Annotated in this window: 11 protein-coding genes; 8 read left to right on the top strand and 3 right to left on the bottom strand. The window is 69.5% G+C overall.

What is annotated here, in order from left to right; all coding sequences use genetic code 11:
* Nucleotides 1-29 precede the first annotated feature (29 nt).
* The 3 genes from gltX to AB0H86_RS34780 all read right to left on the bottom strand — a co-directional run bounded on the left by gltX (nt 30) and on the right by AB0H86_RS34780 (nt 2,720).
* Nucleotides 30-1,514 (bottom strand): glutamate--tRNA ligase, encoded by a 1,485-nt coding sequence (gene gltX / locus AB0H86_RS34790; protein WP_362448185.1) that lies wholly within the window; start codon nt 1,512-1,514, stop codon nt 30-32.
* A complete protein-coding gene (locus tag AB0H86_RS34785; RefSeq protein ID WP_362448182.1) occupies nt 1,507-2,301 on the bottom strand; it encodes a fumarylacetoacetate hydrolase family protein in 795 nt (264 codons plus the stop codon). The genes gltX and AB0H86_RS34785 overlap by 8 nt, the downstream gene beginning before the upstream one ends.
* A gap of 224 nt (nt 2,302-2,525) precedes the next feature.
* Nucleotides 2,526-2,720: a hypothetical protein gene (locus AB0H86_RS34780; protein WP_362448179.1), complete on the bottom strand. Its 195-nt coding sequence runs from the start codon at nt 2,718-2,720 to the stop codon at nt 2,526-2,528.
* Nucleotides 2,721-3,321: 601 nt separating this feature from the next.
* Between AB0H86_RS34780 and AB0H86_RS34775 the strand changes: the two genes are divergently transcribed.
* The 8 genes from AB0H86_RS34775 (at nt 3,322) to AB0H86_RS34740 (ending at nt 14,067) form a co-directional block, all read left to right on the top strand.
* Nucleotides 3,322-7,188: a nitrate- and nitrite sensing domain-containing protein gene (locus AB0H86_RS34775; RefSeq protein ID WP_362448176.1), complete on the top strand. Its 3,867-nt coding sequence runs from the start codon at nt 3,322-3,324 to the stop codon at nt 7,186-7,188.
* A 9-nt stretch (nt 7,189-7,197) separates the two neighbouring features.
* Nucleotides 7,198-7,611: a roadblock/LC7 domain-containing protein gene (locus AB0H86_RS34770; RefSeq protein WP_030667329.1), complete on the top strand. Its 414-nt coding sequence runs from the start codon at nt 7,198-7,200 to the stop codon at nt 7,609-7,611.
* Between the two features lie 109 nt (nt 7,612-7,720).
* Nucleotides 7,721-8,116 carry a DUF742 domain-containing protein gene (locus AB0H86_RS34765; RefSeq protein ID WP_030611532.1) on the top strand — a complete coding sequence of 132 codons (396 nt, stop codon included), beginning with the start codon at nt 7,721-7,723 and terminating at the stop codon, nt 8,114-8,116.
* Nucleotides 8,097-8,672 (top strand): ATP/GTP-binding protein, encoded by a 576-nt coding sequence (locus AB0H86_RS34760; RefSeq protein ID WP_362448173.1) that lies wholly within the window; start codon nt 8,097-8,099, stop codon nt 8,670-8,672. Before AB0H86_RS34765 ends, AB0H86_RS34760 begins: the two co-directional genes overlap by 20 nt.
* A gap of 413 nt (nt 8,673-9,085) precedes the next feature.
* Nucleotides 9,086-12,385, top strand: coding sequence for a nitrate- and nitrite sensing domain-containing protein (locus tag AB0H86_RS34755; protein WP_362448170.1), 3,300 nt, complete (start codon nt 9,086-9,088; stop codon nt 12,383-12,385).
* A 10-nt stretch (nt 12,386-12,395) separates the two neighbouring features.
* A complete protein-coding gene (locus AB0H86_RS34750; protein WP_152888434.1) occupies nt 12,396-12,809 on the top strand; it encodes a roadblock/LC7 domain-containing protein in 414 nt (137 codons plus the stop codon).
* A 96-nt stretch (nt 12,810-12,905) separates the two neighbouring features.
* The gene (locus AB0H86_RS34745; RefSeq protein WP_362448167.1) at nt 12,906-13,505 is read left to right on the top strand and encodes a DUF742 domain-containing protein; all 600 of its coding nucleotides are present in this window, start codon (nt 12,906-12,908) and stop codon (nt 13,503-13,505) included.
* Complete coding sequence (locus AB0H86_RS34740; RefSeq protein ID WP_269642923.1) at nt 13,486-14,067, top strand: ATP/GTP-binding protein; 582 nt, start codon at nt 13,486-13,488, stop codon at nt 14,065-14,067. Before AB0H86_RS34745 ends, AB0H86_RS34740 begins: the two co-directional genes overlap by 20 nt.
* Nucleotides 14,068-14,212: the final 145 nt, after the last annotated feature.

Below are 14,212 nucleotides of genomic sequence, written 5' to 3'. Positions count from 1 at the left end.
CGGGGCGCCGCACCTCACGGACGTATGGGCTACGCCGTCAGCTTCGCCAGTGCCGCGTCGACGCGGGCCAGCGTCCGCTCCTTGCCCAGGATTTCCAGGGACTCGAAGAGGGGCAGGCCGATCGTGCGGCCGGTGACGGCCACCCGGACCGGGGCCTGGGCCTTGCCGAGCTTGAGGCCGTGGGCCTCGCCGGCGGCCAGGACGGCCTCCTTCAAGGACTCCGGGGACGTCCAGTCCGCGGACTCCAGCTTCTCGCGGGCGGTGCGGAGCAGGGCGTCGCTGCCCTCCTTCATCGCCTTCGTCCAGCTCGCCTCGTCGGACACCGGCTCCGGTAGGAACAGGAAGTCGACGTTGTCGGTGATCTCGGAGAGGACCTTGAGGCGGGTCTGGGCGTGCGGGGCGATCGCGTGCCACTTGGCCTCGTCGAAGTCCTCCGGGGCCCAGGGGGCGAACGGGGCCTTCAGCCACGGGGCGCAGCGCTCCGTGAAGTCCTTCACATCCAGCAGACGGATGTGGTCGGCGTTGATCGCCTCGCACTTCTTGAGGTCGAAGCGCGCCGGGTTGGGGTTCACGTCCGAGATCTCGAAGGCCGCGATCAACTCGTCGGTCGTGAAGATGTCCCGGTCCGCGGAGAGCGACCAGCCCAGCAGGGAAAGGTAGTTGAGCAGGCCCTCCGGGAGGAAGCCACGCTCGCGGTACAGGTTGAGCGACGCCTCCGGATCGCGCTTGGACAGCTTCTTGTTGCCCTCGCCCATCACATAGGGCAGGTGCCCGAAGGACGGGATCCGCTGCGCGACGCCCAGCTCGATCAGCGCCTTGTACAGGGCGATCTGGCGGGGTGTCGAGGAGAGCAGGTCCTCGCCGCGCAGGACGTGGGTGATCTCCATCAGCGCGTCGTCGACCGGGTTCACCAGCGTGTACAGCGGGGCGCCGTTCGCTCGTACGATCCCGTAGTCGGGCACGTTCTCCGGCGTGAACGTCAGCTCGCCGCGGACCAGGTCCGTGAACGTGATCGTCTCGTCGGGCATGCGGAAGCGGACGATGGGCGTACGGCCCTGGGCCTGGTAGTCGGCGACCTGCTCGGTGGTCAGGTCGCGGCAGTGGCCGTCGTAGCCGGACGGCTTGCCGGCGGCGCGGGCGGCCTCGCGGCGGGTGTCCAGCTCCTCCTGGGAGCAGTAGCAGTGGTAGGCGTGGCCGGCGTCAAGGAGCTTGCCCGCGACCTCCTTGTAGAGGTCCATGCGCTGCGACTGGCGGTAGGGCGCGTGCGGGCCACCGATTTCGGGGCCCTCGTCCCAGTCGAAGCCCAGCCAGCGCATCGAGTCGAGCAGCTGGTCGTACGACTCCTCGGAGTCGCGGGCCGCGTCGGTGTCCTCGATGCGGAAGACCAGGGTGCCCTGGTGGTGCTTGGCGAACGCCCAGTTGAACAGGGCGGTGCGAACCAGGCCCACGTGGGGGTTACCGGTGGGCGAGGGGCAGAACCGTACTCGGACGGCGGGGGCGGGTGCGCTAGCCACGCTTGACAACCTTGTTGGTGAGAGTGCCGATGCCTTCGATGGTGACGGCGACCTCGTCGCCGACGGTGAGCGGCCCGACGCCTGCCGGGGTGCCCGTGAGGATCACGTCGCCGGGGAGCAGCGTCATGGCCTCGGTGATGTTGACGATCAGATCCTCGATGGAGTTGATCATCTCGCTGGTGCGGCCGAGCTGGCGTTGATGCCCGTTGACCGTGAGCTGGATCGTGAGGTCGGACGGGTCGAGGTCCGTCTCCACCCAGGGGCCGAGCGGGCAGGAGGTGTCGAAGCCCTTGGCCCTGGCCCACTGCTTCTCGCGCTTCTGGACGTCGCGGGCGGTGATGTCGTTGGCGCAGGTGTAGCCGAGGATGACGTCCTTGACGCGCTCGCGCGGGACCTCGCGGCACATCCGGCCGATGACGACAGCCAGTTCGGCCTCGTGGTGCAGGTCCTCGGAGAAGGAGGGGTACTGGATCTCGTCGCCGGGGCCGATCACCGAGGTGGAGGGCTTGAAGAAGGCGAACGGAGTGTCGGGGACCTCGTTGCCGAGTTCCTTCGCGTGGTCCGCGTAGTTGCGGCCGAAGGCCACGACCTTGTTGGGGAGCACCGGGGGCAGCAGCCGCACCCTTGTCCTTGAAGCGGAAGGTGCCAGCGGGACCTTCGTACCGGAGAGCTCGAAGTCCGCGAACGGGATGCCCTTGATGATGTCGAGGACGAGCTCGTCCGGCTTGTCGCCCTCTACCGCGCCGAAGGCGACGTTCCCGTCGATGGAGAATCTGGCGATGCGCACGGGTTCCTTGCGCCCCTCACTGAACTGGTGTGCGTGTCGGCCGACCGGCTTGCCCGCGAGCCGACGCTGGACGCTCCAGGCTAACCGGTCGGGGGGCGTGATCATCGGGTCGGCGGTCGCCGGGGAAGCTCGCCGAGATACACCGGCGCCGTACGCGGTACGAGTGGACAACCGAACGAGGCTCCCCGTTCACCCGGAGAGCCTCACCCGCCACCCGGCACCGGCTACTCGGCAGGGGAAGCCTGGGCGGCCACGGGGACCTCCATCAGGACCGTACGCTTGGGGTTCGCGGTCTGCTCCGGGAGATCGACGGAGTGGTCCGGCTGCTCCAGGGTCCGCAGTTCGTCCGCGTCGTTCAGGTGTGCCAGCGTTGTGCGCCGCGGGTTGGCGATCTTGTGGAACATCATCGTCGTCTTCACGGTTCTTACGAGGCCCTGTTCTGTGCGTGCGCCAGGCGATCCCAGGGGCTCAGCCATCGGCGCGGGTTGTCGGATTTGCCATCAATGTAAAGCGCCAGGCTAAACACGCGATTCCCAGCCGAAGCCGCGAACACCCCTGGATCCGCGTGTGAGTTTCCTCACGGCTCTACCGGCAAACCGGTCATAGCGGGCCCGTAATCCATTCCAGCGAAACGGACATTGCGTCACTGAAGGCATCATTCCGCTCCTGATCATGGCGACTGGGACACCTCCGACCCCCCGGAGACTCGCGGGTATAAGTCCGTTATGGAGGAGATCATGTGACACAGCTGGTGACTTCGCACTCACGTGCTGTCACGTAGGTCACGGCCTGACCCATGGGCCTTGTTGGAGATCCGGCACTGTGCTGGAATTCCACGGACCGCCGCAGGATCGATCCGGCGCACAGGGGGCGCAGAGAAGCGCCGAGTGGCGGCGGGAATGGGGGAGCCAGCGCCGGTCACTCACGACCATCAGGGTGCGTATTCAGGACGCCCCCTACGACGCCGACACCGTCCTCCGTTCACGCGGAAGGGCGCCTGGTCCAGAGGTTGCGACGCTAGTGCAGGGACGTTTCAAGAGGGATGGCAGTGCTTCGGCGGAGCCGGAGCCGCGCGGCGGGACTGGCCCGACGGCCGGCAGCTCCTCGCCCCAGCACGCCCAGAACCCGGGCCTGTCCGGCGATGGCGGTGAGCGCTCCGGGCGCCTCGGCTCGTCCACGTCGTCGGGACCGGCCGCCCCGACCACACCACCGGTGAAGCCGCCACGCGGCGCGGCCGGCCCGGGCCCGCGAGTAGCCCTGCGCAACTGGCGCATCTCCACGCGTCTGGTGGCGCTGCTCACCCTCCCGGTGGTCGCGGCCACCTCGCTGGGCGCGCTGCGCATCAACGACTCGATGGACGACATCCAGCAGCTGGACAACATGAAGCTGCTGACCGAGATGACCAAGCAGGCCACCGAGCTCGCGGCCGCGCTCCAGGAGGAGCGCGACCAGTCGGCCGGCCCGCTGGCCCACGGCTCGGCGTCGAACGACTTCACCGTCAAGGGCTTCCGCACCAAGACCGACCGGTCCGTGGAGACCTTCAAGGGCGCCGCGGAGGACATCGACGCCGCCGGACTCCCGGGCGTCCGCGAGAGCCTCGTCGGCCTCGTCCGCGACCTGGGCGGCCTCGGGAAGATCCGCAGCTCGGCCTATGGGACCGAGAACAACGCCTCGCAGACGGTCGAGGGGTACCACCGCCTCATCACGCACCTGCTCGACCTCTCGCAGGACATGGCGGAGGCCACCAGCAACCCCGAGATGATCCAGCGCACGCGTGCCCTGGCGGCCTTCTCCTCGGCCAAGGAGTACGCGTCGGTCCAGCGCGCGATCCTCGCGGCGGCGCTGCCCACCAGCAACACCACGCTCGGCAAGCTCTCCGAGAGCGACCGCCTGTACGGCGAGGGCGCCCTGGAGAGTGAGACGTCCGACCTCTCCAGCTTCCGCAGCATCTACGGCACGGACAGCGCCGTAGAGCTCCTCAAGCCGGTCGAAGAGGGCAACCCGACCATCCAGGCCACCGACCAGTACGGCATCCGCGCCATGCGGTCGGGTCTCTCCGACCTGGACAAGCGCTCCTACAAGGACTGGGTCGACGACAGCTCGATCAAGATCGAGCAGATGGGCAACATCGAGCACACGCTGCTCGAGGACATGGAGCAGAAGGCTCGCGAGCTGCGCAACGAGTCCGAGCGCGACGCGATCATCTCCGGTGTCCTGATCCTGCTCGTCCTCGGTATCTCGCTGGTCGGCGCCTTCGTCGTCGCCCGCTCCATGATCCGCTCGCTGCGCCGGCTCCAGGAGACCGCCACCAAGGTCGCCCAGGACCGGCTGCCCGAGCTGGTCAAGCAGCTGTCCGAGTCCGACCCGCAGGACGTCGACACGTCCGTGGAGTCGGTCGGTGTGCACTCCCGGGACGAGATCGGCCAGGTGGCCGCGGCCTTCGACGACGTGCACCGCGAGGCCGTCCGGCTCGCCGCCGAACAGGCCCTGCTGCGGGGCAACGTCAACGCGATGTTCACCAACCTCTCGCGCCGCTCCCAGGGTCTGATCCAGCGCCAGCTCTCGCTGATCTCCGAGCTGGAGTCCCGCGAGGCCGACCCGGACCAGCTGTCCTCGCTGTTCAAGCTCGACCACCTCGCGACCCGCATGCGGCGTAACGGTGAGAACCTCCTCGTCCTCGCGGGTGAGGAGCCCGGCCGCCGCTGGACCCGCCCGGTCCCGCTGGTCGACGTGCTGCGTGCCGCGGCCTCCGAGGTGGAGCAGTACGAGCGCATCGAGCTGGCCTCCGTGCCGACCACCGAAGTGGCCGGCCGGGTCGTCAACGACCTCGTGCACCTGCTCGCCGAGCTGCTGGAGAACGCCACCTCGTTCTCCTCCCCGCAGACCAAGGTCAAGGTCACCGGTCACGCGCTGCCCGACGGCCGCGTCCTGATCGAGATCCACGACACCGGCATCGGCCTCTCCCCCGAGGACCTCGCCGCGATCAACGAGCGGCTCGCCTCGCCGCCCACAGTGGACGTCTCCGTCTCCCGCCGCATGGGTCTGTTCGTGGTCGGCCGGCTGTCGCAGCGCCATGGCATCCGCATCCAGCTGCGCCCGTCCGACTCCGGTGGTACGACCGCGCTGGTCATGCTCCCCGTCGATGTCGCCCAGGGCGGCAAGAAGCCCCAGCCGAAGCCCGGTCAGGGTGCCGGTGCGGGTGGCGGTGTCGCCGCGGCGGCCGCCGGTGTGGCCGCGGCCCGCCGTGGCGGCCAGCCTGGCGGCGCCTTCGGCGGTCCGGGTGGCGGCGCTCTCGGCGCCGGCTCGCCCAGCGGCGGTCTGCTCGGTGCCGGTCAGGGACCGCGGGCCGCGCTGCCCGGGCGTGACGCGGGCGGCCGTCCCGGTGCGCCGGGCGGAGCGCGCGGACCGCAGGGTCCGGGCGCGCCCCAGCAGGGCCGGCCGGCTCCGGCCGGTGCGGGCTCCGGCTTCGGCGGTCAGGCTCCGGGGGCTCCGCAGGGCCTGCAGGCCGCGGGCACCGGTGGACCGCAGGGCCAGTCTCCCTTCGGCGGCCAGGACGCCTTCGGTGGCGGCCAGGATGCCTTCGGAAGCAGCCAGGACTCGTTCGGCGGTGCACGGGGTGCCGTACCCCCGCAGTCGCCGTCCTCGAACAAGGGTTCCGAGCAGCAGGGCCGGCGCCGTCGGCCGCAGCTGCCGGGGCGTGGTGGTCCTCGGGCCGAGCTGCCCGGCGGCGACCAGCAGCCCCGCACGCCCAGCTGGAGCGACGAGAACGCCCAGCCGCCGGTGCCGCGTGCCTCGCTGGACGTGCCGCGCGGCCACGACGAGCAGGACTCGTCGCAGACCTCCCGGATGCCGCGGATCGACGACCGGCAGGGCCCGGGCGCGACCACGGAGATGCCGGCGATCCCGCGGCTCGAGGGCCGTCAGGGTCCCGGCTCCACCTCCGAGTTCGCCCGCCCGGACTACGACGCACCGCCGCCCGGTGCCCCGCAGAGCACCGGGCAGTTCCTCCGACCGGGTACGAGCGGCGGCGGGCAGAACGGCCAGAACAGCCGGCCCGAGCAGATCACGGACGGGCCGTTCGTCCGCTCGGACATCTTCAGCGCCGCGAGCGACCCGAGCGGCCGGAACACCCCGGCGGCACCGTCGGCCCCGTCGGCCACGGGCCAGTTCACGGCCCCGCAGGGCTACGACAACGGCACGAGCGGCCAGTTCCCGCGGCCCGGCTACGAGGGCGGCTCCACGGGGCAGCACTCCCTGCCGGGCGGCCAGAACCCGTCGAACACCTCGTCGTCGACGGGCCAGTTCGAGCGGCCCCAGACCAACGGCCGCGGCGTCGACTTCGGTGCTCAGCGCCCGCCGGCCCCGCAGCGTCCGCAGCAGCGGCCCGCCCGCCAGGATCCCGAGGCGCTGCCGCCCGCGGGCCCCGGTGACGGCCGTACACCGCTGTACGACACGCTCGAGACCAACTGGTTCCACGGGCAGCAGAACGGCCAACAGAACGGCCAGCAGGTCAACGGCTCGGCGGATCCCGTCCCGACGGCCCCGCAGCAGCAGCCGCAGGCCCCGGCAGCCCCCCAACGTCCCGTCGCCAGCTCCTGGCGCAGCTCGCCGAACGACGATCTCGTCCGGCAGGCAGAGCGCATACGGCAGCCGGCCGCGGGCGGCGTCACCACCTCCGGCCTGCCGCGCCGGGTCCCTCGGGCGAACCTTGTCCCGGGCACGGCTCAGCAGCAGCCACAGCACCAATCCGGTCCGCAGGTCTCGCGTGCGCCTGATGACGTACGCGGCCGGCTGACCAATCTCCGTCGGGGCATCGCGCAAGGTCGACAGGCCGGTACCGGCCAGACCGGCAGCTTCCCGAGCCCCACTCACCAGCAGGAGCGTTAGTTGAGCCCGATGAGCCAGGCGGCACAGAACCTGAACTGGTTGATCACCAACTTCGTGGACAACACCCCTGGGGTGTCCCACACCGTCGTCGTGTCCGCCGACGGCCTCCTGCTCGCGATGTCCGAGGGCTTCCCGCGCGACCGTGCCGACCAACTGGCGGCCGTCGCGTCCGGACTCACGTCGCTGACGGCCGGCGCCTCCCGGATCTTCGAGGGCGGCGACGTGGCACAGACGGTCGTGGAGATGGAGCGGGGGTTCCTGTTCCTCATGTCCGTCTCCGACGGCTCGTCGCTGGCCGTTCTCGCACACCCCGACTGCGACATCGGCCTCGTCGGCTACGAGATGGCGCTCCTGGTCGACCGCGCGGGAGCAGTACTCACGCCCGACCTGCGCGCCGAGCTTCAAGGCAGTCTGCTCCACTGACCCACCCCGGATCCACCCGTCTCACCAAATCACCGTCCGGCCGCCACAATCCCCCCACGGCCACGTCAGACGGCTTGCTGACCGACTTGCTGTCCCGCCCGGAGGATTCATGACCCCGCCCACCGCCTCTCATGATCCGTACGCGGAGCCGTACGAGGATGAGGGCGACCAGCCGCTGGTACGTCCGTACGCGATGACCGGCGGCCGGACCCGGCCGCGTTACCAGCTCGCCATCGAGGCCCTGATCAGCACGACGGCCGACCCGGCGGCGCTCATGGGACTGCTCCCTGAGCACCAGCGCATCTGCCACCTGTGCCGAGAGGTGAAGTCGGTAGCCGAGGTTTCGGCGCTGCTGGCCATGCCCCTGGGCGTGGCTCGGATTCTTGTCGCGGACCTCGCGGAGGCCGGACTTGTCGCCATTCACCAGCCGGGCGGCGACGAGTCCACCGGCGCTCCGGACGTGACACTGCTCGAAAGGGTGCTCAGTGGACTTCGCAAGCTCTGACGGAGGCCGGGCGACCACCTCCGCGAAGATCGTGGTGGCAGGTGGCTTCGGCGTGGGGAAGACCACGTTCGTGGGCGCCGTCTCCGAGATCAACCCGCTGCGCACCGAGGCCGTCATGACGTCCGCCAGCGCGGGCATCGACGACCTCACGCACACCGGGGGCAAGACCACCACCACGGTGGCCATGGACTTCGGCCGCATCACGCTGGACCAGGACCTGATCCTGTACCTGTTCGGTACGCCGGGCCAGGACCGCTTCTGGTTCATGTGGGACGACCTGGTGCGCGGCGCCATCGGCGCGATCGTCCTGGTGGACACCCGCCGTCTCGCCGACTGCTTCCCCGCGGTCGACTACTTCGAGAACAGCGGTCTGCCGTTCGTCGTCGCGCTCAACGGCTTCGAGGGGCACCAGCCGTACCAGCCCGAGGAGGTGCGCGAGGCCCTGCAGATCGGCCCCGACACCCCGATCATCACCACCGACGCCAGGCACCGCTCCGACGCCAAGGGTGCCCTGATCACGCTGGTGGAGCACGCTCTGATGGCCCGTCTGCGGTAGCGGGCCGAGCCGGCCACCGGGGCGGCGCACCGGGTAGCACCCAAAACGTCAGTTCCGTACGGCAGTTGCCGTAGGTGTTCACCGAGCCGACTGTGTCCTTTGACACGGTCGGCCTCGGTGTTCATAACGTTTCGGCAGAGGAATCGGGTGGTACGGCCACGCGTCGCGGTCGCCTGGTCTCGCTGCGCGCACGAAGGCCCCGTCTTTTGGCGGGGCTCGCTCTTTATGACCGTTTTATCTGGGGCTTACATCACGTCGATTCGATCCCTTCCACTGTTTGGTGGTGCGCAGGGCGACGTGCTGGAATGCCTGAACTGCCCAATAGTCAAAGACGTACTCACCGTCGAGGCGTACCGGGCTCTGAGACTCTGCGGCACAGCGTTGGTGCCGACCGCCGGAAGGTTGTTGGTCGAGTGAGGCGAAGCAAGAACGGTCCCGAGCCGTCGGCCCGGGGCAACTTCACCCCGCCGCCGCGCGGAGCGGCGCCCGTGCCCGGATCGGAACCAACGGCGCCTCCCGCGTCGAGCGGCGGCCGTTTCTCCCCGCGCAACTGGCGGGTGCCGACCAGGCTGAACGCGATCCTGCTCATACCCGTGGTGGTCGGCCTCGTCATGGGCGGCTTCCAGGTGAAGAGCTCGATCGACACCTGGCAGGAGGCCGAGGACGCGGAGAACACCGCGCGTCTGGTGCGGGCCGCGCTGACGTACAGCAACGAGCTGCTCGTCGAGCGTGACGTCACCGCGGCGCCCCTGCTCCAGGGCAAGGGCCAGGACGACAAGACGGTCGTAGCGGCCCGCAAGAAGACCGACGAGTCCGCGGACGCCTTCGACGAGGCGGCCAAGAACATGCCGAATCGGCCGAACCTGGAGCGTCGCCTGGCGCGCTTCCGCGAGGTGGAGCCGGATCTGCAGAAGATCCGTGCGGCGGCGTACACCAGCAAGCTCACCGGCGTGCAGACCGAAGAGGGCTACGTCGAGGTCGAGCACAAGCTGCTCGAGTTCTCCAACGAGCTCGGTCTGGGCACCGGCAACATCACCAGCTACGGCCGTACGGTCTACGCCATCTCGCTCACCAAGGGCGCGCTCTCCCTTCAGCGCTCCATCGGCATGCACCTGCTGATCAAGCCCGGTACCAGCGACAGCAGCCTGGCCAAGCAGCGCGTCGCCCTTACCTCGTACGCCTACCTGGAGGGCATCGCCGTCCAGGAGTACCAGGGCGGCGGTACCGCGCAGGACATCGCCAAGCTGGACGCGGCCTCGAAGCAGATCCAGGTCGACGGCGCGGCGATGGCCAAGGAGGCCAAGGCCAAGAACCCGGACTACGTGCCGCCGCCGTCAAACCCGACCACCATGGTCGCGGCCATGTCCGCGCTGCAGACCACGGACCCCGTCGCGCGTCAGACGCTCGCCACACAGGGCATCAGCGCGCCCAACTGGTGGGCGGTCACCACCCTCAAGTTCAACGCCTACCGCCAGATCGAGGCGGACCTGGCGGACACGGCGGTGAGCGAGGCCGCCGACATCTCCGACGACGCCCGCCAAGACGCCTTCATCACCGGTGCCGCGGTCGTGGTCGCCCTGCTCGCCGCGTTCATCCTGGCCGGCATGGTGGCCCGCCAGATGAGCCGCGCGATGCGCCAGCTGCGCAACGCCGCCTTCGGTATCGCCGAGCAGCGGCTGCCGATGCTGGTCGACCAGCTCTCGCGCACCGATCCCGGCCGCGTCGACACCCGTGTGCAGCCGATCCCGATCACCACCAGGGACGAGATCGGCGAGGTCGCCCGGGCCTTCGACCAGGTCCACCGCGAGGCGGTCCGGCTCGCCGCCGAACAGGCCCTGCTGCGGGGCAACATCAACGCGATCTTCACCAACCTCTCGCGCCGCAACCAGTCGCTGATCGAGGGCCAGTTGACCCTCATCACCGACCTGGAGAACAACGAGGCCGACCCGGACCAGCTGGAGAACCTCTTCAAGCTGGACCACCTCGCGACCCGTATGCGCCGCAACGGCGAGAACCTCCTGGTCCTCGCGGGCGAGGAGCCCGGCCGCCGCTGGGACCAGCCGGTCCCGCTGGTCGACGTGCTGCGTGCCGCCTCCTCCGAGGTGGAGCAGTACGAGCGCGTCGAGCTCTCCGGTGTCCCGGAGGCCGAGATCCACGGCCGCGCGGTCACCGACCTCGTGCACCTGCTCGCCGAGCTGCTGGAGAACGCCACCACGTTCTCCTCGCCGCAGACCAAGGTCCGCGTCACCGCGACCCGTCTCCCCGACGGCCGCGTCATGATCGAGATCCACGACAAGGGCATCGGCCTCACCGCCGAGGACTTCGCGGACATCAACCACAAGCTGGCCAACCCGCCGACCGTGGACGCCGCGATCTCGCAGCGCATGGGCCTGTTCGTGGTCGGCCGGCTGTCCGACCGGCACGGCATCCGCGTCCAGCTGCGCCCCTCCGGCGAGCAGGCCGGCACGACCTCGCTGGTCATGCTGCCCGACGCGATCACCCACGGTGGTGGCGGCGGCGAGCAGCAGTCGCGCGACGAGTTCACGGTCTCGCAGATCATCCCGGAGCAGGGCTACCAGGGTGAGGACTTCAACAACGGCCTGCCGATGCGCACGGCCGCGGAGCTCGGCTTCGACGACAGCCGCTACACCGAGGTCCCGGACGACATCCGGGAACTGGACCCGGTGGGCCGTTCCCTCATGCGTGAGGAGCGCCGCGCGGCCCTGGAGCCCCGGTCACCGGACGACGCCCCCGATGCACCGTCGTACCCGGAGGCGTTCGACGCCCCGCCCGGCTACGACAACGCCCCGGGTAACTTCCCCGAGCAGCCTGCCGCGTACGACCGTCAGCCGACGTTCGAGGAGCAGCAGCGCCCGTACGAAGAGCAGCGGCAGCCGTCGTACGACGAGCGGCAGCAGCCGACGTACGAGGAGCAGCAGCGCCCGTACGAGGAGCAGCAGCAGCCGACGTACGACGAGTCGTACTACGCGCCGAACGGCGGTCTGCCGCAGCCCGACGCCTTCTCCGCGAACGGTGGCTACCCGGAGCCCTCGTATCCGGAGCCGGTCCAGGAGGACCCCGCGCCCTCCCGCGCCGCCGCGCCTGAGACGTTCTCGGCCTTCGACCAGCCGTCCTACCAGGATGATTGGCCGCAGCCGAACGGCTACCGCAACGGCTACCCTGACCAGTACGCTCCGGAAGCGGAATCTACGCAGGCCGGTGACGTGAGTGAGCGGGACCGCGTAGGCTTCGACCGTCCGGGACCGACCTCTTCCGTCGCCCACGACATGACCGATGCCGGGCTTCCCCGCCGTGGATCCACCACGAGTGGCGCGAACGGCTCGGGCGGTGCGCGGCACGCGCCCAAGGAGCCGGCGACTCCCACACCGGAGAGCAACGGCACCGAATCCTGGCGCTCGGCCAACGACGCGCGCTGGCAGCAGGCCTCGCAACTCCGGAAGCCCAAGGCGGGCGGGGTGACCTCCTCCGGTCTGCCGCGGCGGGTACCCAAGGCCAACCTGGTCGAGGGAGCCGCCGAAACCACCCCGCAGGGGGGCCCACAGGTCTCCCGCGCCCCCGAGGACGTCCGGGGCAGGCTGAGCAACCTGCGCCGCGGGGTCGAGCGCGGACGCAACGCAAACAGCGAAACGAACGGCCAGGCCACTAGGAATGAACACAGTGGTCCTGACAGCACCTACAACCAGGAGCGTTAGTGTGAGCCCGATGAGCCAGGCGGCACAGAACCTGAACTGGTTGATCACCAACTTCGTGGACAACACCCCCGGTGTGTCTCACACGGTGGTGGTCTCCGCCGACGGACTCCTTCTGGCGATGTCCGAAGGCTTTCCCCGCGACCGAGCCGACCAGCTCGCGGCCGTCGCGTCCGGTCTGACGTCCCTGACGGCAGGCGCCTCCCGCATCTTCGAGGGCGGGCACGTGAACCAGACGGTTGTGGAGATGGAGCGGGGATTCCTCTTCATCATGTCCGTATCCGACGGTTCCTCGCTCGCAGTTCTCGCGCATCCGGACGCGGACATCGGTCTCATCGGCTACGAGATGGCGCTCCTGGTAGACCGTGCCGGAACGGTCCTGACGCCCGATCTGCGCGCAGAGCTCCAGGGGAGCCTGCTCAACTAACAGACAGACGGTGCGTTTTGGCGTCCTGAGGCCATAAGGTTTCGGGACGCGGCTCCACAGTGATGGGTGCCCGGCACAGTCGGAGGAGGAGAGAAAGTGGCAACACCCCCAGGCGGTTCACCTTCGGGCAATTGGTCGTACGGTCCTGGCCAGGGTCAGGGTCAGGGCGACGGTTCCCAGAACCCCAACCGTTACAACTTCCCCTCCACTCCGAGCCACCGGCGTCAGCAGCCGTACGCACCCCAGAGCCCCCAGGGCCCCGGGCCGTCGCCGTACGACCAGCCGGCGGCCCCGCGCATCCAGCCCGTGCAGCCGCATCGACGCACCCCTGAGCCCGCGCCCGCCGGCTCGTCGAACAACCCCCTGGTGCGTCCGTACGCCATGACCGGCGGCCGGACTCGCCCGCGCTACCAGCTCGCCATCGAGGCACTGGTGCACACCACCGCGCAGCCGCACCAGATGCAGGGCCAGTTGCCCGAGCATCAGCGGATCTGCAACCTCTGCCGTGAGATCAAGTCGGTGGCCGAGATCTCGGCCCTCCTGACGATCCCTCTCGGCGTGGCCAGGATCCTCGTCGCCGACTTGGCGGAGGCGGGCCTGGTCGCCATCCATCAGCCCGGCGGCGACGAGAACGCCGGCGGCCAGCCAGACGTGACACTGCTCGAAAGGGTGCTCAGTGGACTTCGCAAGCTCTAGCGGAGGGCCTTCCCGCTCCACCACGTCCGCGAAGATCGTGGTGGCGGGCGGCTTCGGCGTGGGCAAGACCACGTTCGTCGGCGCCGTCTCGGAGATCAACCCGCTGCGCACCGAGGCCGTCATGACGTCCGCCAGCGCGGGCATCGACGACCTCACCCACACCGGGGACAAGACGACCACCACGGTCGCCATGGACTTCGGCCGCATCACGCTCGACCAGGACCTGATCCTGTACCTCTTCGGTACGCCGGGCCAGGACCGCTTCTGGTTCATGTGGGACGACCTGGTGCGCGGCGCCATCGGTGCGATCGTCCTCGTGGACACCCGCCGTCTCGCCGACTGCTTCCCCGCGGTCGACTACTTCGAGAACTCGGGCCTTCCCTTCGTGATCGCCCTCAACGGCTTCGACGGCAACCAGCCGTACAACCCGGACGAGGTCCGCGAGGCGCTGCAGATCGGCCCCGACACCCCGATCATCACGACGGACGCGCGGCACCGTTCCGACGCCAAGTCCGCGCTGATCACTCTCGTGGAGCACGCGCTGATGGCTCGTCTGCGGTAAGTGGATCTGTGCGGCTACTGGGCTGCCACGGACGGTTGTGTGCCGTCTGATGCGAACGGAGGCCTCGGAATTGCGTCCTATATGTCCGAGGTGGCCTATATAAAGAGTGGCCGCGGACGCACAGGCACCGCTTATGGTGCTCTGA

The sequence above is a fragment of the Streptomyces sp. NPDC050997 genome (genome assembly GCF_040660135.1).
Lineage (GTDB): Bacteria > Actinomycetota > Actinomycetes > Streptomycetales > Streptomycetaceae > Streptomyces.
This window is presented reverse-complemented; position numbering and strand designations above follow the sequence as displayed.

Coding starts and splice junctions, on each gene's coding strand:
- AB0H86_RS34770 (WP_030667329.1), top strand. CDS start 7,198: ATGAGCCAGGCGGCACAGAACCTGAACTGGTTGATCACCAACTTCGTG.
- AB0H86_RS34765 (WP_030611532.1), top strand. CDS start 7,721: ATGACCCCGCCCACCGCCTCTCATGATCCGTACGCGGAGCCGTACGAG.
- AB0H86_RS34750 (WP_152888434.1), top strand. CDS start 12,396: ATGAGCCAGGCGGCACAGAACCTGAACTGGTTGATCACCAACTTCGTG.